Consider the following 21,877-nt stretch of genomic DNA (forward strand, 5'->3'; position numbering starts at 1 on the left):
CTGTCATAAAAAAATCAATTATTATCAATTTGTTATACGTTGAACATTTTTTGCCTCACCCTATCTTATGTGGAATAATTACTCCAATATTCCACTATCGGGTGACAGGGATGAACCATGACAATCTGACCGTTGTTCAGGGAAATGACTTATTGGAAGGAGCTTATGGTGTCACTCTTGATGAGATGAGGTTGTTGAATCTGGCTTTAGCGCAGATTGATAGCCGTAAACCTCAACCTGATACCCTCTATAAGCTCTATCCTAAGGATTACCAGAAAGTCTATGGTGTGAATGTGACCAGTAGTCATCGACAGTTACGCGATGCAGCGGAGAGCTTGATGAAAAAACCGGTCACCATCTACCGTGAAGATAAGAATGGCAAAATTCGAACTGTTAAGTTGTCCTGGTTTTCCCGATTGGAGTATGTCAGCAGTGATGATCATAGCGCGGTGGTTCTACGCTTTGGCCAAGATGTTGCCCCCTATCTTTACGAACTTAAAGAGAGTTTCACTAAACTCGATTTCCTCAATCTAGCGAGACTCGATACACCTTTTTCGATCCGTCTTTACAGTTGGCTAGTGAAGGCGCGTAACCTACATCGCTATCGTAAAAATGATGCGATTGAGGTGACATTAGATATTGAGTGGATGCGAGAAAAAGCTAACCTACTTGGTAAGTATAAAGACTATCGAGACTTTAGGCAGAAGTTGCTTCAGCCGTCGATAGATAGGATCAACGCTGCTACCGATATTTCGGTGATCTGGGAGCCGGTAAAAACCGGACGTTCAGTGACAGCGATCCGTTTTGCTTATGTCGACGAGTCGACCCCTGAAGTGGTAAAACCTGTTCGACCCCGGTTACCGCGCCGTCCCCATGTAACAGCAGGTTCAGCTGCCGAAGGAGAGTGGGCGCGTAAATGTATTCAGGTTTTAACAAACTACCGTAACAGTTTGTTGGATTATGATGATCAGGCTAAGTTAACCGTGCCTGATCTCCGAAAGTTAGCTGGATGGTATAAGACGATTGGTCACAGTGCGTTGGAGAAATCGGTACTGAAAGAGATCAGTTTACGTACCCGTCGCGTGAAGACATAAAATCTTTCCACCTATAGCGTGAGAATTGTCTGATACAGATAATCTCTCCACCTTTCGCTTAGCATAGAAAAGGGGTTGAACTGGGAAGCTGTAGCAGTGCTCGAGCTTCGTCTGAGTTCATCCCAAATCTCACACCTATCTGTCCGGCAACATCGAGTGCAAACACCCGCGTATAGATCTCGGTACTTTTGTAGTCACGGTGTCCCATAAAAGACTGCAAAATTTTAGGGTGAACACGGTTATAAAGAAGATGCATGGCAAAGCTATGCCGGAAAGTATGCGGCGTAATACTCGCGATGGAGAACTGAACCCCTTCATTAGTTGCGGCTTGTAGTGCCTCTTTTAACCAGTTGCGTGCCGTATCGTCCGAAATCTCCCAAACTGGCCTGGTGACATAACGATTAAATGTTGCCAAGTGATCCCGTAATCGACGGACAAATTGGGGATCGAGTAAAGGAACGGTTCGTTTTACGGGACTATCTTTGCCTGGGCGGCCCCGGCGTCCTGCGGTTTGATTACGCTGTTTGAGGGTTCGTAAGATCACAAAGGGTTTGACCGCATCCAGCACTATCTCCCGAGGGGTAACACTCAGGGCTTCATTAATCCGCGCGCCGGTATTCCATAAAAAATCGAACAGCATACGTTTACGAAGATCTTGAAAATGGTCGAGTAACACCGTTATCTCGGGAGCCAAGAGGTAGGCCGGTTGGTCGAGGTGCTCATGGCCATCCGGCGTAGAGCAATGGCTTGAGCGACATCAAAGGACTGGCCAGAGGGGGTGAGCAGTGGGCCAGCTGTGGTATCACGAGTGATCAGTGTCATCGGTACTCCTTCTTTTTATTCAGTGAGCAGAAAATCATTCCACCTTTCCGGTCAGACGATCAGGCTCCTTCCAAGTGGAGAGGAGGATGAATAGTGCGTGCGCTACGTAAAATCTGCTGTAGGATAGCCTTGATAGATTTTTATTTTTCACGTAGCGCGATCATCCGTGTCATGGTGCATATTGCGTGTTTTTTCTGCTAATTGTCGGGTGTGTTTGTACTATTGTGCCTGATCCTGACGCGGGGATCGTCTACAAAAAATCCCCTCGCCCGGATCCTTTTTTCGGTAAAACACACCATATAAGGATAAATCATGAATCCAAGGAAGGGGATGTGAAGGGCTGAGGAGTGGCATGATCTGTCGATAGAGCACAACCATTACAACATATGGTATGTTGTCTCAATATGTAGGCACATCATGTTGATTGTCCATAGAAAATGTGGATAACCCTATACAGATCGTCAATATAGGAGTTTTGACAAAAAAATATAAACTATGTGTATATTCCACATTAGGGTATGTCACATAGCTATTTTTTGTACATTTTGACGTCTGTTTTAACTACAAAAAATCTTTTAATGTAGCTCGTTACGATTTCCCTGATGATGCATGGGCACTGATTTCCCTTCTGTTACCGCCTAAAGAAGCACCTCACAAGGTGACCGCCCCTACTTTTCACAATGAACGATATTTTCTGGGAACTTTGTTCAGGCGCACCGTGGATAGATTTATCCAAGTGTTATGGTCACGGGAAAATTATTTATAACCAGTTTAACCGGTGGTCTAAGGCCGGAGTTATGAGCACTATTTTCAATAGTGCTGATCCAAATTCAGGATAAAAAAATTAATCAATGGAGATGTTATTGCGCTTGATGGTAGTAATATCCGTGCCTTAAAAGCCGCCACAGGTGCGAAAAAAATCCAGATAAGCTCGATGAGCATGGGCTGGGTCGCTCTCGTGGCGACTTTGCACCCAAATCCATCAGACGACAGATACAGATGGCTCAAGATTGCCATTAAGTTTCTTCCTGAGTTGCGGGCAGGCTAATGAAAGCCGGTACGCCAGGTCCTAACTGAAGCGAGTGGGTATCATCCGAATAAAATTGCGTCTAAAAGCGGTACTGGCGGATAAGGGGTACTCAGGGAAAAACATCCGTATTTATATGAAAGAAAAGGGAATCAAGGTGGTTATTCCTGAAAAGGTCAGTTGTGATAACCATCGTACACCCGACAGGCAACTCTATAAAAAAACGTAAGTCCGTAGAACACTGAATAGTGTATGTAATATATTGTATTAGTCGCGACTTGATCTGACACTGAGCCTTGAAAGGTTGAGAGTTACCGGTTTTGATATGGGGGTCGAATCCTTATACAAAACACGAGGTAACTCTCATGCTTCATACTACCAATCCCGTTATCAAACACAAAACCGGTTTGCTCAATCTGGCTGAAGAACTCAGCAACGTATCAAAAGCCTGTAAAATCATGGGCGTTTCGCGTGATACGTTTTATCGTTACCGCGAACTGACCGATGAAGGCGGTATGGATGCGCTGATTAATCGTAGTCGCCGCGCTCCTAACTTTAAGAACCGTACCGATGAGGCAACTTTGACTGGCACGAACCGCATGTTAGGTCGAGTGACGGCTTCGCAAATAGCCTCTGCGTCTGCAGCATCATGCTTATTGGTTTTGACATAGAGCTTTATGAACTGATGGACCATCAGCTTGACGTTATGGCCCATCGATATTAGTTTGCCGGCCCAAAAGTGGGCAGAAGCACAGGCTTCCATGCCGATCAAACATGGAGGGATGTTGGCAAAAAAGGAACGCATTTTTGCTCGCTTGAGTTGCTTGTTGAACAACCGATTGCCGTGTTCGTCAGTTCCGTGGATCTGAAAAACCTCTTTTGCTAAATCGATGCCGATAGTCTTAATACTCATGATGGCCGCTCCGCTCAAGTAGTGACGACTTATCGTCCCACTGCGGCACAAAATGTAGAGGGCGACCATTCCATTAACAAAGCCGTGGTAGTGTTATAATTTCTTTCTTCAGAAGCCATAACTGAAGAAGAAAAAAAGAAAGCACATACAGCGAAGGTGAGTAATCCGTTAATTCTGAAAATACTGTTCACTTAGGGAAAACCTCTAAAATGTATTCATTTTTATTGTTTATGATATTGACTCACTTTTTAAATGATTGTCAACCACTCACACCTCATTAACATACCACATTTCATCAGCCCATAAAAAAACGGTATTTTAATTAAAAATTCTACACTCAACCATAAAGCAACGAGTTTTATGATAATAACTACTATTAATTATTATTATTTCAGAATTAAATCACTTAACATGGTTTAACTATAAAACAACAAAATAAAAACATAATCAGTGGTGCTAGTATATATAATATAAGCCTCCCCCCTTTAACTAGGGCCACATTGCGCAAAAAAACGAAGTTATTCACACAAATAATTTCATAACCATTTTTTTGATTGAAAATTGAGCTAATATTGTATGATCGATAAATATGGTTACAATGAAAGCCAATGTTTATTGGTTTACCAAAAGAGGTCATATGTTAATTTAGCAAAATGTTTTTTAAATATGGCTGCAGCCAAATCGAATTGGCATCAAATAGAGATTAACTACAATCTTCATACTTTCATTATGAATAAAAAAATAGATCTTCATGCTGAAGGGATTGATGGAATGAATCAATGGATTAAAACTGCAACCAATCACCTAGGGTTTGATATCGCAAATATTAATATTCCAACAAATGCTGATATGGATGCATTTATTGGTGATATGCAAATTGAGGAAGCAAGTAATAAAATAATATTGGTGAGAGTAAACTCCTCACCGCAGCAAATAGCATTAACTCACAAAGATTGTTTTAGTGAGAAAGAGCATATAGTGTTATTGCATGCATGTTCCACACTACAAATAACAACTCCGCAAAGTAGAATAATAATACCAAGAGGTGATGGTATAGTTATCCCATTATGGGAACCATATGTAGAAACAAGTCTCATGCACAGAAATACCATATCGCTTATAATAAACACTTCAATCATATCAGAACAACATAGTGAGATATTAAAAAAATTATGGGGTAAAGTATCAAAGCTCCACTATGGAGATATACTCAATACTTTAGTATTGAAATTATATGATCAGCCCCCATTATCTACATATACTGAAAAGCTATTGAAAACTATTGGTGATACTTTATCACTGCAAATTGAACACTATATCCAGAATGGCTATCAACGCGAGCAAAATATTTCTAGTTTATATCAGATACTTGAAGTAATAAGAAGCAATATGAAGAATCCAAACTTTTGTATTGATGATTTGGCTAGGCAATATCTGGTTACGCCTAGAGCTATTCAGCATGTGTTATCAAAGCACAATTTAACATTTACGAAATTATTACAACAACAGAGATGTAATCTTCTATGCCAAAAAATAAAATTGAATAAAAAAGATAAACTACAAACTCTTGCTATGGAGTGTGGGTTTAAGAATATAGACATGGCGAATCGCCATTTTTCAAAAAACTATGGCGTATGTATAAGAGAGTTTAAAAAAAATAACAGAGAGTGATTTTTATCAAATTTAACCAACTATATATTGATATCTGATGGGCTTTGTTGATGGAGTGGTCGCCCTCTACATTTTGTGCCGCAGTGGGACGATAAGTCGTCACTACTTGAGCGGAGCGGCCATCATGAGTATTAAGACTATCGGCATCGATTTAGCAAAAGAGCTTTTTCAGATCCACAGAACTGACGAACACGGCAATCGGTTGTTCAACAAGCAACTCAAGCGAGCAAAAATGCGTTCCTTTTTTGCCAACATTCCTCCATGTTTGATCGGTATGGAAGCCAGTGCTTCTCTCACTTTTGGGACTGGAAACTAATATCGATGGGCCATAACGTCAAGCTGATGTGATGGCCCATCAATTCATAAAGCCCTATGTCAAAACCAATAATGCAGACACAGAGACTATTTGCGAAGTCATCACACACCACAACATGCGGTTCGTGCCAGTCAAGACTCCTGAATTCCATTAACAAAGCCGTTGTAAACATACCTGAGTCAGTGCTGTAGGATTTTTACTACAAACGCTCATCGAATTCATAGATAAGCGCCAGGTCATCTAAATAGCTGCGCCTAATAGCGCTACACTTTTGCCAGACCATGTCTCCCTCTAGGGAATGGACTGGCGGTTTCCATAAAATGGCGAACCTTTTTCAACAATTGCCACATTGAATGACACTGATGATTTCGGGTTATCGTGTCATGAAGTGCCTGCCATAGACGCTCAACATGGTTCGCCTGGCTGGTAAATTACCCTGAACTTCGGGTTTGCTTTCAGCCACCGCTGGGTTTCACGACTTTTGTGGATTATGTAGTTATCCACGATTAACGTGATGGTTTTTGCCCGCCGGTATGTGGCTTTCAGGTGCTTCAGCAGACCGATAAACAGCACTGAACTTTTGCTGTTGCCACCTACGTAGCTGACTTTACCCGTTCCACTGTGCAATGCTCCGGCCCCAGATAGTATTTTTCATTCTGCCCCGGCGTTACCACACGTTTTTGTTGCCCGCGAAGCTGCCAGTCTGCGCCGATTTTTGGATTGAGATGGATATCCACTTCATCCTCATAAAAAACCGGATGCTCCACACTGCATTCGTCCAGCGCTTTATGGATTGCTGCCATTTTTTCATCTTTATGTGGGTCACGGATACGCAGTGTCGGTGCTGCCCTGCGCCATACCAGTCCGGCTGATGGCAGCCAGCGACGAACGGTTCCGGCGTGTAACTGGCACCCGGTTATCTCGTTGATTTTTATCGTCAGTAGTTCTGTACTCCAGCGTGAGCGTTGATAACCAAAATCACCGGGAGAATGTTTTATCAGTTCACGTAACAAGGTGCAGATATGCTCAAAAGGCCAGCGTCGGGAGCGTCCTGTTGGTAAGGATTTCAGGCCTTCCGCTCCCGACAACGTGAACCAGTTAATCCAGCGCCCAACGGATGAACGGGCGCAACAGAGCGTTCTGGCGACGTCGCTGACACGGTCACCCCGGTGCAGCATTAGCATGGCAGTCAGTCTGCGGGCATGATTTTTATCACGTGTTTTATGAATCGCTTTCTGCATCAGGCGTCGTTCTGTACGGGGTATTGGTGCTATGATCGGCATCACTCAGTCCGGTTGATGGTTTGGGATATTTGGCGATTGATCAGATCGCACAATCCGGGCTGAGTTCCCTTTCGGTGATCTACTATTCCGCTCAGCTATTTAGTCCCCCCCCACCTTTAATAGGTGGGGACACCGCTGACATTTACTTTACAATTGGATATTTTCTTTATTTACCACATTCTTATTTGTTTTTATATTTTAGCGCGTGATTGATTTCGTTTTTTAATGCTTTGCATGATTGATTTTATATTTTACATGAAATATGTGAATCAATTTGATAAAAATCCGAAAATATAAAAAGTCGCATCATTATACAATGTTGTGCATGTGAAAAAAAACAATTTTTTCATCCATACTTACTCGCTAAGTTCATTTTTTTATTCTACATTCGAGTGTTTTATTGGTTTTTTATTGTTTTTGGTGATGGTGTTTTGGTCATAAAAATTAATTGCAAGGTGTTTTTTTAGTACAGCACACTATGCTAATCTTGATATCAGCTAGTGACAGCGGAAATTTATTTCATGAGGGTTTTTATGCAACTATCAATACAGGGATTTTTCTTCTGTTAGGTGTTATTGAAATGAATGACCACCATTTGTACCTAACCAGGCAATCTAGACTCCCATTGATGCCCGGAAAAATATCAGAAAATCATTTCTATTTATTGATTGAAGTATCACCAATACATAGTGAAAAAGTCATTAATGCTCTGAGAGATTTTCTGGTTATGGGTTATCCCCGAAGGGAAGCCTGTGAACGGAACCGCGTTTCACAAGGCTATTTTTCTGGTGCTCTCGGGCGTATTCAGCGTACTCATCAAATGGTAAGTAAGCTTATTCCTTTTTATATATCAGAGACAAGCATTTCATATACGGGATAACAGTTGCATGAGGAATTTGTTGCTTTCAATATTCATATTTCTGGCAGGAAGCAAGATTTCTCACGCTGTTGTTCAGAAAACCGTTTTCAGTGTGGATGTGGTGGCGTCGGCCTGCCATGTGATAGTGGATGCAGACAATACCGGTAACAGCGGTCGTCTGACATTTGGCGCTTACCGTAAATCAACCGATACGTCTGTGCCGCCGCTTAACTTTACTGTACGGCTATACGAGACCGGCGCCACAGTTCAGGGCTGTTCTGCATTTTGGGGAAGGGGAGAAGTCGTCACCTTGAACTTTGGTAATCCTGGACAACTGGACATGGCAGGGGTGGTCACTCGTGGTGCCGGGGATAGCATTCGGGTGGATGTGCGGGCAGTAGATACACAGGCTGATTATCGCGGACGACTGACACTGGACAGTCATTCGGTGACTTACCCAGTGGATTTTGCTGTCAGGGGGCAGTTTCGTTTTCGTGCTCAACCAGTGTTTCCTGCGAACGTGAAAGCGGGGATATATACGGGGGCATTGACCTTTGTGGTCACTTATCAGTAACAAGAGAATGGGAGTGAGCAGGAGCAAGGGGTGCCTTAGAATCGGTTTGGTTCGTGTTTTCCCCCGTTGGTCGGCACTAGCGCTTACTGTATCAGCGGCATTCGCTAGTGCCGCGAGTGTTGCAAGTGAAAAGTTGGATATGTCTTTTATCCAGGGGGGGACCGGGGTTAATCCGGAGGTCTGGGCAGCATTGAGTGGCAGTTATATGCCGGGATATTATCTGGTTGATTTGACCCTGAACGGAAAGAACTCAGGAAAACAAATACTGGACGTGACGCCACAGGACCGCGAGGCTCTGTGTCTGACGGAAGCATGGCTAACGAAGGCCGGAATTTATGTCAGTGCGGATTACTTTCGTGCGGGGTATGACGCCACACGACAGTGTTATGTGCTGACGAAAGCCCCGTCAGTGACCGTGGATTTTGATGTTTCCACCCAAAATCTGACACTCGTCATTCCCCAGAAAGGACTAGTAAAGATGCCGGGGAATGTGGACTGGAATTACGGGACCAGTGCATTTCGCGTGAACTATAACGTGAACGCCAATACCGGTCGTAATAACACTTCAGCTTTTGGCTCTGCGGATCTGAAGGCCAATGTGGGACTCTGGGTGGTGAACTCTTCTGCCACAGCCAGCAGTAGTGACCGTGGGGGTAACGTCGCCACGATAAACATGTTTACGGCTACCCGGGCCATCCGCTCACTGAGCGCAGATCTAGCGGTTGGGAAGACGTCCACCGGAGACAGTCTGCTGGGTAGTACGGGAACATACGGGGTATCGCTGAGCCGGAACAACAGCATGAGGCCCGGTAATTTGGGATATACCCCTGTGTTCAGTGGTATTGCTGACGGACCATCGAGGGTGACACTGACACAGAACGGGCGGCCGTTGTATTCAGAGTTGGTGCCGGCAGGTCCGTTCTCCATCACAGATGTGCCACTGTATACCAGCGGTGATGTGAGGATGACGGTGACCGGGGAGGATGGCCGGGAACAAGTACAGAACTTCCCGTTGTCGGTGATGGCAGGGCAATTAAGCCCGGGGCAACACGAGTTCGGCGTTGCAATCGGTTTACCCAACGATGGCAGTGACCTGAAAGGTGGTGTGTTTACTGCGTCATATGGCTATGGTCTGGACGGACTGACGCTGCGCACTGGTGGTGTGTTTAACCAGGGCTGGCAGGGAATCAGTGCTGGTGTTGTCCTGGGTCTGGGTTACCTGGGGGCGGTATCTACTGATAGAGCTTATACCTTGGCAAAATACCGTGACGGCAGTCGCAGTGGAAATAAGATGCAGCTCTCATGGAGTAAGCAACTGTCGATTACGAACACCGGGCTGCGGGTAAGTTGGTCACGGCAGAGTGAAGAGTATAAGAGCATATCCTCCTTTAACCCGACGGATTTATGCGGGCAGGGAAACCATGGACGGCGAACCAGGGATGAATGGAGTGCCGGTATCAGTCAGCCGATGGGCAGGGTGTTCAGTTTATCAGTTTCCGGCTGGCAGCGGAGTTATTACCCGGTACAAATGACAGGCCGTTACCGGCACCGTGATGACTACGGTAAGGAGACGGGAGTTACCGGTACCTTGAGCACACAGATTAAAGGGGTTAGCCTGAATTTAGGCTATTTCGGTTCGCGGAACACTCGGGGGGAAAACAACTGGTCTGCATCGGCGTCAATGTCAGTGCCGTTTACACTGTTTGACCGTCAGTACAGTAGCAGTACGTTGGCGAGCACAAATAAGGACGGCGGTACGGGCTTCAGTACCGGGGTATCCGGCTCACTGAGTGACCGTTTTAGCTATGGCTTTGGCGGTGGTCGTGACAGCGGTTATCTAAATGCCTCGTACAGTGGTGACCGGGCTTATCTGAATGGAGCCCTGAACCACTCGCAGTCCAGCGGAACCAGTGGCTCTGTGTCAGTCAGCGGTTCGGTATTGGCTGTATCGGAGGCGAAAGACGTTATGTTCAGTCGCACGACCGGTGACACCGTGGCGGTGGTGAATATAAAGGACACGCCGGGCGTGAAGGTGATGTCCAGTGATGGGCAGACCAACAGCGCCGGCAACCTAGTAGTACCGTTGAACAGCTATGATTGGAATACTGTAACGATTGATGCGAGCACGTTGCCGCTGAGCACCGAACTAACTACTACCAGTCAGAAGGTAGTACCGACGGATAAAGCGGTGGTCTGGATGCCGTTTAATGCCCTGAAGGTTAAACGTTACCTGCTGCAGGTGAAACAACGTAACGGTGAGTTCGTTCCTGGGGGAACCTGGGCTCGTGGCAGTAAGAATACCCCGCTGGGCTTCGTAGCCAACAACGGTGTACTGATGATTAATACGGTGGATGTGCCGGGTGACATCACTTTGGGGCAGTGCCGGCTCCCTGCGACAAAACTGCAGGAGACTGAGAAACTCCAGGAGATTATGTGTGAATAAGCGTAGTGCAGTAGCGAAGTTTTTTACTAACCGGGTGACAAAAGCGCTGGAGATATCCTTGGCTCTGATGATGGCCTGTCAGAGTGCAATGGCTTCCCTGGCTGCAGACCAGATCCGCTATATCTTTCGCGGGGACAAGGACGCACTGACCATCACGGTGACCAACAATGACAAGGAGCGGACCTTCGGTGGACAGGCATGGGTGGATAACATCGTGGAGAAGGACTCCCGCCCGACCTTTGTGGTGACACCGTCCTTTTTTAAGGTGAAGCCGAATGGTCAGCAGACACTACGTATCATCATAGCTTCGGATCATCTGCCGAAAGATAAGGAGTCGGTGTACTGGCTGAACCTACAGGATATTCCGCCGGCTCTGGATGGGAGTGGTATTGCGGTGGCACTGCGCACGAAGCTGAAGCTGTTCTACCGACCGAAAGCACTGCTTGAAGGTCGCAAAGGGGCTGAAGAGGGTATCAGCCTGCAGAGCCGTCCGGATGGCAAAACCATGCTAGTGAACACCACGCCGTACATTTTTGCCATTGGCAGCCTGCTGGATGGAAGCGGAAAGAAAATTGCCACGGACAATGAGGCAGCGCAGAAACTACTGATGTTTATGCCGGGTGATGAGGTGCAGGTGAAGGGAAATGTGGTGAAAGTGGACTCCCTGAATGACTGGGGAGATCTGCAAACCTGGAACATCAACCAGAAAAAACCGACATATTCCAGGCAGAGGACATCTAATACATTAGCTAATGTGTCTGATAGATTAGTAGATAAAAAATAATCACCCTCCGGTATACACAACAGAAGGGGAGTAAATGACGAAAATAGTGATGGTAGCTGCCCTGACCTTAAGCGTGCTCAGTACTCACCCTGTACTGGCGGCTGAATACAGCGAGAAAATGCAGTACCTAGGAGTGGTGAACGGTCAGGTGGTGGGTAACAGTGTGTTGAAGGTGACCCGTACACCTAGCGACCCTGTGCTGTACCGGAGTAGATGTGCCCCTCTTCCTGAGAGCCTGACCATCCGCAGAGCAAAGGCCAGGGCGGCATCCAGTAGTATGGCATATATCACGGTGCAGCAAGCGCTGCCGAATAACGGGGAAGCACGTATCACCCTGAAGATCACCCTGATGGTTGACGGAAAAAAAGAGGCATTCACAGCCAGACAACAGGGTGAGGATGTGGTGTTAACCGTGCCGAAGGCACATAGACAGGTTGAGTTAAGAACGGATACTCCAGCAGAGCTGGAAGTGCCAGTCAGCTACCGGGGAAATCTGCAGATAGCCCTGCAGGTTGAGGATGAAGGACTCACCTTCGACAAAATTGCAAAGCAATAATTCCAGAATGGATCTGGCAGGTAAAGGGACTTAAGGGAATACCGTAAAATTATTCTCTGGATAAAAACAAAAAGAAGATTTTAGTGTAGCGCTATAAATAAGTCGTAAGGGAATAGCTTTGCGGCAATTCCGAAAAACAAGGATTACCGATATATAAGAACATTTCTTCGTCTTCTTATAAAACCGAAAGGAGTTCCTCTTATGAAAAAGAATTTAATTACACTGACAGTGGCTATTTCCGCAGCAGTATCTGGCTCTGCTATGGCGTGGACTGCAAATAGTCTTGGAGGTTCTGTAGAGTTTGGTGGGACATTGACACCTGCGGATATAGTGACACCATGGGAGGTTTACATTGGCTCGCCTGTAAATAATATAAATGCAGATATAAAAAAAGGGAGTCATCTGGTTGATATTCCTGTTGTTAGTCCTATTCCAATTCTGGGGATTCGTACTACCACATCATCACCAATCAAGGGACAACCGGGAATTTCTCCACAGATTGACTTCCAAGGGACAGTAGATATTAGTAAAATAAAAGATAACGAAGCGGTATTTCATGTTGATGTAGTAGATGTTTCGAACTCTAAAGTAATTGGTATGTTATCCGCCCCGTTACTGGTTGCTGCTGAGTATTCTTACACTGGACGATATGATGGAGCTTATATGATGCATGCGCAAAATGAGGGAGATGCTTTCTTTGGCGGTTTACCGCCAAAAGAAGGAGGCATTTCTCCTAGCATTCGTTCTCGCATTGAAAACATTAGTCCTGATTTTGTTCGGAAATATAATAACCAAGGATTCCCTAATCCAAGAAAGGTATCTAACGCCTGGAACTTTGCTGATGGTGATTATTATATCAGTGCTTTTTACGGGGCAGGTATTGAGCAGGGAAAATTAATCACCCTCACTCTTGATACCCCTATAACAACATCTGATTCCATTACTTGGAAAGCCTCTCTGCCAATAACTATTTCCTATCGGTAATCTGTCTGTTAGATATAGAAGAGTAAAGCGTAGCTCTGCAGGAGGCATTCATAACCGACATGCAATAAGTTTTTCCATATAAAAAACTTATTGCATGTCGGTTATAATTTACTTTCGATATTATAATCGGAATACATTCTCAGGTCTTGGTTTGCTTTTATTTTCTACATTTCATTTACACACCTGGATAAAATAGAGTGAATGCTGATGAAAGTAACGCGCCGTTATAAATACCATCTCTCCGCTCTGATAACAGTCGCTCTGTTTTCTTCGGCCGCACCTCACGCAGATATTCTTGACGGTGGAGAAATTCAGTTCAACGGACTCGTTACTGACGAAGCGCAGAAATGGTCCTGGCAAATAAGTACGCCTGGTCAGACCTGGGCAGTGGACATGGCCGATGCTCGAACGGAGAACGGGCAGTTGGTTTTTGATTTGCGTGATAAAGGCACCTTATCGTTTCTGGAAGGCCATCTGCATGAGGTGGCAGAGCGCGGCGGCCCCGGATTCATGCCATTTATTACCTTCGGCAACAGTGGGCAACCTTTTACCGTAACGGAGGGTGGTGATACCTCGGCACAACGTTTTCGCGCCTTTGTCCCAGTACGAGACCCGGAAACGGGGAGCGTATCGGGGCAGCTTTTTTTCACCCTGAATCAGGGGATAGCGGTCAGTGCTGGCAGACAGGAAGACGGAGCCCCTGTTCCAGCTGGCATGTCACTGGTCAGTGGACAGAGTGTAACGGAGGTGCAGTCAAACAATCTATCACAGAAGCTGAAATCTCGACTCTCTTCCTTATTGCTGATGAATCAGAATTTCGGAAGTGGCATGAGTGCATTGGATAACGGTCTGGTTATCAGTCAGGGGGTACTGGCTGACGGTCGTGTAAAGAACCTGGCTGCATCGTATGCCTCTGCGGTGTCTGATTTTGAGCTGCGTTTGTCAGCTGAAGACACACCGGCAGCGTGGCAGGCAGGGCTGAATGTGACGGTCACTGTACAATAATGGACGCAAGGATATAAGAAAGAGAAATGAAAAAGGTGACGTTGTTTCTGTTCGCTTTCAGCCTCCAACCTTCCTGTGTACTGGCTTGGAATACACCGGGAGAGAATTTCAGTGGAGAGCTTAAGCTGGAAGGTCCGGTGACCAACACACGTAATCCGTGGGTGTGGAAAGTCGGGCCGGGAAATGAACGTCTGGAGGTTAAGCCAAAAGGAGACACTCATAACAAGGCGCAGAGGATGCCTGTTTCTCTGCCAGCAATGACGATATTGCTGGGAAAAACCACATTGACCACACCGACAAGGCATGAGGGATGCTCCCCCAAAGTAATCTATGGGAAGGAGGTAGAAGATTTTTCCCTTACATGGCTCGGAACAGGGATAGCCGAAGTAACGCTTCCCGTAAGCGGTAACAACAGTCTCCGGGTGGGGACATTTGTTTTCAGGATGCAGGTGGCGGCGGTTCTGCGGCACAGACAGGACGGGCAGGATATATACGCCAGTGTACATAATGACCTGAATACGAATGGTCTTCCTGGAGAGGGGCGAACCATGCAAGCAGGTAACGTCCCGAGTGTGCTGCAAATGATGTTCAACGGGGAAGGCCCAAACTGGCTGCAGGACATGGTGGTGACCGATACAATAGGCCTGAGCCGTTACAACGATGCTTCTCTGCGCCAGGTGGAGGGAGTTTACGGTACCCAGATAGTGGCTGACAGCGGTGAGTTACGTCTGTTCGGGGCGGTACCGGATCGCTGGCTGGCATCACTACCAATAAGTATTGAATATCAATAGAAAGGGGACTGTCCTGAATATTATTCATCATCTGAAGTCCGGTATGTTTCCAGCACTATTTATCTGACCCCGGCCAGCACACAAACTGAGCCCCTAGTTATACCGTCCGGACATTAGTGGAGAATACTATGCATCGTCGAAAACGCATACTGCTGATCGGTAACTGTGAATATGAGCTGCTGGGGTTGTCCCATCTACTGGTTTGTATGGGGTATGCTGTGGTGCGGCGGCCAAATGTGTCGCTTGGCAGGAAGGGGTATGACCTTACTCTAGTGGCACTAAGTGCGGAACTTCTGGCTGGCTGGGGGCGGCATTTACAGAGGGTCAGAAAGCTGTACGCAGCCAATCCTGTCCCAATGGTTTTGCTGGTTCCTTCCCGTCTGAAGGGCATGACGCTTCTGAGGGGAACGGCTCAGGTTATCAATGGTCGTTACAACCTGAGTAAATTACGTACCATGTTACAACAGGCGTTTAAGGGGGCGTCAGACCCTGAACCTGCAGGAGAACTGACATGTCATCAGAAGAAGGCGCTGATGTCCTTGCGCATGGCGATAAATTGTAATGCCTCGCAGGAAGTAACGCCACATAAAGATTATTACCTCCGTTCTAGATTGGTAGAGCATGTTGGGGTGAAAAATCTACATGTGCTATGCGTGAGTGGTCTGTTATCTGAAGTGAACTGTTGGCAGGAGTGAAAACCGATTATTATTGGTGAAATTATTTTTCATCAGCATAGCGTTACGGTTATTTCTGTGAGTACGGATTTAGAATATACCGATGAACGGGTGACATCACTGAATTTTCCATTTTTAAAAGGAGTAGAATTTTGTTAGTCACTAATCGACGTCAGTTTATTAAGCTTGTTGTACAAACTATAGGGTCAGTATTTGCAATGGACTCATTATTTAGCAATATTCGACTGGCTATAGCGAGCGAACCATCCATCGATGATGAATTCCTGTGGCTGGAAGATCTGCAGAGCAAAAGATCTCTGCAATGGGTACAGAAGGAAAATCAGCGCACTATGGCGCGTTTCACCCGGAGTAAAGAATTTTTGCGTGTTGAGCGAGAAATTCTGGACATACTCAATAAAGACACATTGATCCCCTGGGTGAGTAAATATGGAAATTACTATTACAATTTTCGGCAAGGGCAGGACAATCCACAAGGGGTGCTAAGGCGTACAGTTCTGGTCGAGTATCGCAAGGCCGAGCCAGTTTGGGAGACGGTGTTGGATTTTGATGCGTTAGGAAAAGCGGAGGACAAGATGTGGGTTTATCAGGGTATGCAACCTTTGGCACCGGAATACCGATATTGCCTGATATACCTGTCGCCAGATGGTGGTGATGCCACCGAAATTCGCGAGTTCGATCTGGTGGCCAAATGTTTCGTAAAAGATGGCTTCAATGTACCTGTGGCGAAAAGCCGGGTATCATGGGTTGATCAGGATACATTGTTTATAGCTACCGATTTTGGCCCCGACTCAATGACTCGCTCTGGCTACATGCGCATAGTTAAACGCTGGCGGCGTGGTAAGCCACTGAGCATTGCTGAAACGTTGTATGAAGCACGGCCTGAAGACGTGGAGGCCTTTGCTTATCACGATTACACACCTGGCTTTGAGCGTGATTTTGTCTGTCGAATAATAGACTTATATCACTGTGACTATTTTTGGCTGACTCAGGATGAGCAGCTTATTAAAATCGATATCCCGGCTGATGCTGAACTGAGTACGCATCGGGAATGGATGTTAATCATGCTGAACAGCGACTGGGTAGTAGGCGGTAGGATCTATCCGTCTGGTGCACTGTTGGCAACTAATTTCGACGATTATCTGGCGGGTAAGCGCGAATTACAGTTGCTGTTCACCCCCACTGTAGAGTGTGTGTTAAGCGGCTACAGCAAAACCCGCGATTATCTGATCCTCAGCATCATGGATAACGTAATCAATCGATTGGAGGTATTGATCCCGCAGAAAGGCTGCTGGCAGCATCACCCTCTGAGTAGTCCCGGTTCCATATGCACTATTTCCGCTGACGGCATTGATGAAGAAAGTAACGACTATTTCCTGACCACCAGTGGATTTCTACAACCAACCTCGTTGTACATAGGTAACCTCGATGGTGGTGAAGCCACATTACTGAAACAAGAGCCGCAGAATTTTGACGTCACGGCCTACCAAGTTAGCCAGCATTTCGCTCGCTCAAGAGACGGTACTCGTGTGCCATATTTCCAAATTGCTGCCAACGATCTCAAACTGAACGGTAGTACGCCGACTCAACTATATGGTTACGGCGGTTTTGCCGAGTCGCTACTGCCAGGATATCTGAATGACGAGGCTCCGGCCTGGTTGGAGCGCGGAGGAGTGTATGTCGTGGCTAACATTCGTGGTGGTGGCGAATATGGCCCTGCATGGCACAAAGCGGCGCTCAGACAAAATCGACATCGAGCTTATGAAGATTTTGTAGCCGTGGCTGAAGACCTGATTGCGCGCAAAGTAACCTCTACGCCACATTTGGGCATACGCGGTGAGAGTAACGGAGGCTTATTGGTAGGCAATATGTTAACGCTGTATCCGCAGTTATTCGGGTGCATTGTCTGTGGAATGCCTTTGCTGGATATGCAGCGTTATACTCAGCTTTCCGCTGGAGCGTCATGGATCGCAGAGTTTGGTGATCCGGACAAGCCTGAGCAGTGGGCCTATATCAAAACGTTTTCCCCATATCATAATATTAAAGCGCGAACGGCCTACCCACCGGTGTTATTTTATACAGCCACCAGTGATGACCGTGTTAACCCGGCTCATGCACGCAAAATGGCGGCGCGTATGCAGGCGATGGGGTATCAGCAGGTATACTTTTATGAGAATATTAAAGGAGGTGGGCACAGTTCTGCCGCGGACAAACAGCAAACGGCCTTTATCAGTGCGATGGTGAGCGAGTTCATGTGGTCCAACTTGAATAACAAGTAGAATAATATACATCGACAGGAATTTAAACCGTAAAAACATTATTTCCTTACAGGAGTCAGCCAATTCAAGACTCCTGAGCAACAAGCCGTATTGGCACTTCACCGGAGTCGTCAGAGTTTCATCAAACAACGGACCGCTCAGGCGAATCAAATACGGGGGCTATTGGCTGAATTTGGCATCGTTGTATCCCGGGGGATCCAGCAGTTACAACTACAGTTACCTGAGATCCTGGAAGATGCCAATAACTCATTACCATATCTATTTCGTGTACAACTGAATCTGTTACAGCACCATATGACATATCTGTTCGATGTCATCGCTACGCTCGACAAGCAGATTGAGCAGTGCTACCGCGCAAAATGCGCTATGTCAGCGTATCAGTATCAGCAAGATCCCAGGCATTGGCCCAGTCACCGCCACCGCACTCATTGCGACTATCGGCAACGCCAGCAATTTCGAAAATAGCCGGCAGTTGGCTGCCTGGTTAGGCCTGGTTCCACGTCAGCATTCAAGTGGTGACAAACAAGTCTTGCTCGGGATAAGCAAACGAGGTGATGTTTATTTATGAACCTTACTTATTCACGGAGCCAGGGCTGTGTTGCAGTCGGTCAAACGTAAACAGGATGCTGTATCGGGATGGGCCAGTCGGCTACTGGCACGCCGAAATAACAACATTGCCTCAGTAGCATTGGCTAATAAGAATGCGCGGATTGTGTGGGCACTATTGTCAAAAGACCAGGAATACTGTGCAGCAGTGATAAACGTTTAATTATCTGAGTCAATAAGACAGAAACAACACCACCGATTGTTCAGGCAAGCATGACGTGATGACAGGACAGGTCAGACCGTGATGGGGAAAACCCGGTTTATTCAAGGCTACTGAAAGAGCGCTTTGTTGATAGAGGTCTCCATCAGCGTATTCCATCAGGGACAGAGGAGTTTCACATCACCTCGGCAAAGTCCGGATCTATGGCTGCAATTGATGACCTGCAAATCCACCACAACATGTTTAGCTTGGCAAACCGGAGGCGACCATCTATGAATAAATCTAACTTTTAGGTGATTGGCGGATCTGATCGCTACAGTTTCTTCCGCATCGGATCCCCATGGCAAAGCAAAAGTTTAAAATCACCAACTGCTCAGCCTACAACAAGGCACTCAGGCAGCGTGGTTCACTGACGATCTGGCTTGATGAATCAGCTATTGCTGCATGGACTGACAGTGCACAGCCTGAAGGTCGTGGCCGACCTCTGTACTACACCGATATGGCGATCACCACGGTTCTGATGATAAAGCGCGTGTTCAATCTGCCGCTCCGGGCATTACAGGGCTTCATTGACTCGATTTTTACCCTTATGGTTTTGCCGCTGCGCAGCCCGGACTACTCTCTGGTCAGCAAACGTGCAAAGAGCATCAACATCAGCATAAAGACGCCAACCCGGGGAGAAATCTCGCATCTGGTTATCGATGCTACTGGCCTGAAGGTCTTCGGCAAAGGGGTATGGAAAGTCAGGCAACATGGAGCTGACAGGCGCAGAGTATGGCGCAAACTTCATCTGGCTGCAGACGGTGCGACGCATGAGATAATCTGTGCCGATTTATCGCTCAGCGGTACGACAGATGCGCAGGCACTTAACCAGACCCACAGAAAAATAAAGAAGGCTTCAGCAGATGGTGCTTATGACACGCGCTACTGTCATGATGCGTTGCTGAGGAAAAAAATCAGGCAACTTATCCCTCCACGAAACGGGGCGCAATACTGACCGGGCAGGTACCATGAACGTAACCATGCGGTGGCTAATCAGCATCTGAGCGGTAGTAATGACGAAAGTAGGCTACCATCGACGTTCCGTGGCAAAAACGGCGATGTTCCGTATCAAAACCTTGCTGGGCGGACACTTGAGCCTGCGAGACTACGACGCACAGGTGGGCGAAGCGATGGCGATGGTCAAAGCGCTAAACCGGATGACGTTGTTGGGTATGCCGCATAGTGTCCGGATCGCATAACGGGTGTACTGCTGCCCCCCCCTCTTCGGCTGACTCTGATTTATTCAACAAAGCCACGAACGTAACATCCAAAATCACTAAACATTCAAGTATTCGTAAACAAGCACAACATATTTCGCTTTTTTACAAAAAAGCGAAGTAACTCGTTGAGTTTATTAAATAAATCACACAATTCAAAAGCAGGTAATACCTTTAATATTCTAAAGGTTTGCAAAAAATAAACAACAATAATAAGTTAGAATTTTAAACTTAAAAATCAAAAAAACTCATAATTATCTGTTGTTATGAGCGTAACGAACAGTATTGTATGTTGCTCCGCCTAAGAATTATTAGCCATAAAAACACCAATTACCACGCCAACACAAGACAAAAGATCGTCAATCTGCGTTTTGACAAGATTTAAAACCAATAATAGTCTATGTCGCACAAGTAGCTGTGAGCGCTTATTTACTACAAGATGGTGAAGCTCTTGTTGTTTTTATGTTACAGATATAGCTATCGTGTTTTATTTGTGCAGTTAATTAAATACTGGTGTCAGCGATGGTAACCGTAATGATTAATAAATTAGCAATAAAAATTTCCTCATTTATTGGCCTGTTGTTTGTGATGACAAATGTAGAGGCCAATATTCAGGTCAGCCCAATAAATATTACATTATCATCAGAGAATAAATATTCTGGATCAGTAAGAGTGTTTTCAAACTCCGATAAGACAATGTACATAAAAACATCAGTAAAAAGGATTGTTAATCCTGGGACGCCTAAACAACAGGAGGTGCCCGTGGCTTCTGATGATAATGCAGGGGTTATCGCTTCCCCCCAGCGTTTTATTATTTCCGGACAAGGCTCTCACTTGGTAAGAATTCTTCCTATAAATATTCCTCAAAAAGAAGGGGTTTACAGGGTATATATATCGACTGTTCCTAGTGATAGCATTGATCAAGCGAGTACTAACAGAAGAGATGCTCAGATAACAATTAACGTTATCTGGGGAGTTCTTGTCTATGTGACACCTGAGCATAAAATTATTTCGTTTTCATACGATAACGTATCAGGCAAATTAAAAAATACAGGAAATGTCCACGTTCGCATATCAGCATATGATTTTTGTTATAAGGAGGATAGTTGCCAGTGGAAAACAATTAATCGTGCTATTTATCCTGACATGAATTATAAAATCACAGATAAAGCCCCCCCCCACTCTTTTTTATTTATTAAATATCAGTTAGGGGGAGCCCCTGTGACTTTAAAAGTAAACTGATACCATTAACTTTTTGAGGTTCTATGTATGAAAATTAAACATATTGTCTTTAGCTCTCTAATCTCTCTTCCATTTTTGGCAAACGCCACCACAAATGGTACAGCGACGATTAATGTATCTGCTGACGTTAATCCTGCAGTAGGAATTGTATCTGCTAACAATACTCCATTGACAGATATACAATTAGCCTTTGTCCCTGGTGTTGGGCTGCAAGCTGGAACCGAAATGGTTCGTCTTGCCAGTAATGATACCGCCCATGGTGTTGATGTTAGTCTTGCTAATGCAATGCAGTTAACAAATTCAGCAGATGCATCTACCGTCCCCATGACTGTTACACTGGCGGGGAAAACATTAAGCACCTCACCAACTAGCTATGAAAAAACATTATTTTCTGAGGGGGAGACCAGCCCTATGCAACTATCTGTCAAGCCAACTTCAGATTCAAAGAATCTAACAGCAGGTCATTATGCTGGGATTATTAATCTGGTATTAGCTCAGTCTACAAAATAATTCAAGT

15 protein-coding genes and 7 pseudogenes are annotated in these 21,877 nt (G+C 45.7%); 19 read left to right on the plus strand and 3 right to left on the minus strand.

Annotation, left to right across the window (positions count from 1 at the left end; genetic code table 11):
- Positions 1 to 110: 110 nt before the first annotated feature.
- On the plus strand, positions 111 to 1,094 hold the full coding sequence (locus DCL27_RS17035) for a replication initiation protein (RefSeq protein WP_035601025.1): 984 nt from the start codon (positions 111 to 113) through the stop codon (positions 1,092 to 1,094).
- Positions 1,095 to 1,152: 58 nt separating this feature from the next.
- Here DCL27_RS17035 and DCL27_RS17040 read toward each other — a convergent pair whose 3' ends face one another.
- Positions 1,153 to 1,770 (minus strand): tyrosine-type recombinase/integrase, encoded by a 618-nt coding sequence (locus DCL27_RS17040; protein WP_410470722.1) that lies wholly within the window; start codon positions 1,768 to 1,770, stop codon positions 1,153 to 1,155.
- Between the two features lie 762 nt (positions 1,771 to 2,532).
- Between DCL27_RS17040 and DCL27_RS17880 the strand changes: the two are divergent.
- Both DCL27_RS17880 and DCL27_RS17055 read left to right on the plus strand, forming a co-directional pair.
- Positions 2,533 to 3,166 (plus strand): annotated as a pseudogene (locus tag DCL27_RS17880) (IS5 family transposase); the annotation flags it as partial.
- Between the two features lie 142 nt (positions 3,167 to 3,308).
- A pseudogene (locus DCL27_RS17055) lies at positions 3,309 to 3,524 on the plus strand (helix-turn-helix domain-containing protein); the annotation flags it as partial.
- Here the strand turns inward: DCL27_RS17055 and DCL27_RS17060 are convergent.
- Positions 3,464 to 3,856, minus strand: a pseudogene (locus tag DCL27_RS17060) (IS110 family transposase); the annotation flags it as partial. The pseudogenes DCL27_RS17055 and DCL27_RS17060 sit on opposite strands and share 61 nt — an antisense overlap.
- A 576-nt stretch (positions 3,857 to 4,432) precedes the next feature.
- On the opposite strand from DCL27_RS17060, the gene DCL27_RS17065 reads away from it, so the two are divergent.
- Both DCL27_RS17065 and DCL27_RS17070 read left to right on the plus strand, forming a co-directional pair.
- The gene (locus DCL27_RS17065) at positions 4,433 to 5,527 is read left to right on the plus strand and encodes a helix-turn-helix domain-containing protein (protein WP_109691591.1); all 1,095 of its coding nucleotides are present in this window, start codon (positions 4,433 to 4,435) and stop codon (positions 5,525 to 5,527) included.
- Between the two features lie 124 nt (positions 5,528 to 5,651).
- A pseudogene (locus DCL27_RS17070) lies at positions 5,652 to 5,988 on the plus strand (IS110 family transposase); the annotation flags it as partial.
- Between the two features lie 118 nt (positions 5,989 to 6,106).
- On the opposite strand, the pseudogene DCL27_RS17075 reads toward DCL27_RS17070, so the two are convergent.
- Positions 6,107 to 7,126 (minus strand): annotated as a pseudogene (locus DCL27_RS17075) (IS630 family transposase).
- A 580-nt stretch (positions 7,127 to 7,706) separates the two neighbouring features.
- On the opposite strand from DCL27_RS17075, the gene DCL27_RS17080 reads away from it, so the two are divergent.
- The 14 genes and pseudogenes from DCL27_RS17080 (at position 7,707) to DCL27_RS17145 (ending at position 21,870) form a co-directional block, all read left to right on the plus strand.
- A complete protein-coding gene (locus DCL27_RS17080; RefSeq protein ID WP_071526386.1) occupies positions 7,707 to 8,006 on the plus strand; it encodes an adhesin biosynthesis transcription regulatory family protein in 300 nt (99 codons plus the stop codon).
- Positions 8,007 to 8,013: 7 nt separating this feature from the next.
- Entirely contained in the window at positions 8,014 to 8,559 is a 546-nt protein-coding gene (locus tag DCL27_RS17085) for a fimbrial protein (protein ID WP_035600257.1), read from the plus strand.
- Positions 8,560 to 8,566: 7 nt separating this feature from the next.
- Positions 8,567 to 11,002 (plus strand): F4 (K88) fimbrial usher FaeD, encoded by a 2,436-nt coding sequence (gene faeD / locus DCL27_RS17090; RefSeq protein ID WP_050979656.1) that lies wholly within the window; start codon positions 8,567 to 8,569, stop codon positions 11,000 to 11,002.
- A complete protein-coding gene (gene faeE, locus DCL27_RS17095) occupies positions 10,995 to 11,786 on the plus strand; it encodes a F4 (K88) fimbrial chaperone FaeE (RefSeq protein ID WP_035600255.1) in 792 nt (263 codons plus the stop codon). The genes faeD and faeE overlap by 8 nt, the downstream gene beginning before the upstream one ends.
- A 34-nt stretch (positions 11,787 to 11,820) precedes the next feature.
- Positions 11,821 to 12,342 (plus strand): DUF5462 family protein, encoded by a 522-nt coding sequence (locus DCL27_RS17100; RefSeq protein ID WP_050979654.1) that lies wholly within the window; start codon positions 11,821 to 11,823, stop codon positions 12,340 to 12,342.
- A 201-nt stretch (positions 12,343 to 12,543) separates the two neighbouring features.
- A complete protein-coding gene (locus DCL27_RS17105) occupies positions 12,544 to 13,326 on the plus strand; it encodes a F4 family fimbrial subunit (RefSeq protein ID WP_071526384.1) in 783 nt (260 codons plus the stop codon).
- A 207-nt stretch (positions 13,327 to 13,533) separates the two neighbouring features.
- Positions 13,534 to 14,331 carry a F4 (K88) fimbria minor subunit FaeH gene (gene faeH / locus DCL27_RS17110; RefSeq protein WP_035600261.1) on the plus strand — a complete coding sequence of 266 codons (798 nt, stop codon included), beginning with the start codon at positions 13,534 to 13,536 and terminating at the stop codon, positions 14,329 to 14,331.
- Between the two features lie 26 nt (positions 14,332 to 14,357).
- On the plus strand, positions 14,358 to 15,122 hold the full coding sequence (locus DCL27_RS17115) for a F4 family fimbrial subunit (RefSeq protein ID WP_035600252.1): 765 nt from the start codon (positions 14,358 to 14,360) through the stop codon (positions 15,120 to 15,122).
- A gap of 128 nt (positions 15,123 to 15,250) precedes the next feature.
- The gene (locus tag DCL27_RS17120; RefSeq protein ID WP_223931209.1) at positions 15,251 to 15,817 is read left to right on the plus strand and encodes a hypothetical protein; all 567 of its coding nucleotides are present in this window, start codon (positions 15,251 to 15,253) and stop codon (positions 15,815 to 15,817) included.
- Positions 15,818 to 16,014: 197 nt separating this feature from the next.
- Positions 16,015 to 18,093 carry a prolyl oligopeptidase family serine peptidase gene (locus DCL27_RS17125; RefSeq protein ID WP_035600260.1) on the plus strand — a complete coding sequence of 693 codons (2,079 nt, stop codon included), beginning with the start codon at positions 16,015 to 16,017 and terminating at the stop codon, positions 18,091 to 18,093.
- Positions 18,094 to 18,159: 66 nt separating this feature from the next.
- Positions 18,160 to 18,862: pseudogene (locus DCL27_RS17885) on the plus strand (IS110 family RNA-guided transposase); the annotation flags it as partial.
- Between the two features lie 337 nt (positions 18,863 to 19,199).
- Positions 19,200 to 20,100 (plus strand): annotated as a pseudogene (locus DCL27_RS17135) (IS5 family transposase).
- A 552-nt stretch (positions 20,101 to 20,652) separates the two neighbouring features.
- Positions 20,653 to 21,360: a hypothetical protein gene (locus tag DCL27_RS17140; RefSeq protein WP_146196435.1), complete on the plus strand. Its 708-nt coding sequence runs from the start codon at positions 20,653 to 20,655 to the stop codon at positions 21,358 to 21,360.
- 27 nt (positions 21,361 to 21,387) lie between these two features.
- The gene (locus DCL27_RS17145) at positions 21,388 to 21,870 is read left to right on the plus strand and encodes a CS1 type fimbrial major subunit (protein ID WP_071526420.1); all 483 of its coding nucleotides are present in this window, start codon (positions 21,388 to 21,390) and stop codon (positions 21,868 to 21,870) included.
- The last annotated feature ends 7 nt before the right edge of the window (positions 21,871 to 21,877 follow it).

The sequence above is a fragment of the Edwardsiella tarda ATCC 15947 = NBRC 105688 genome (assembly GCF_003113495.2).
Classification (GTDB): Bacteria; Pseudomonadota; Gammaproteobacteria; order Enterobacterales; family Enterobacteriaceae; genus Edwardsiella; species Edwardsiella tarda.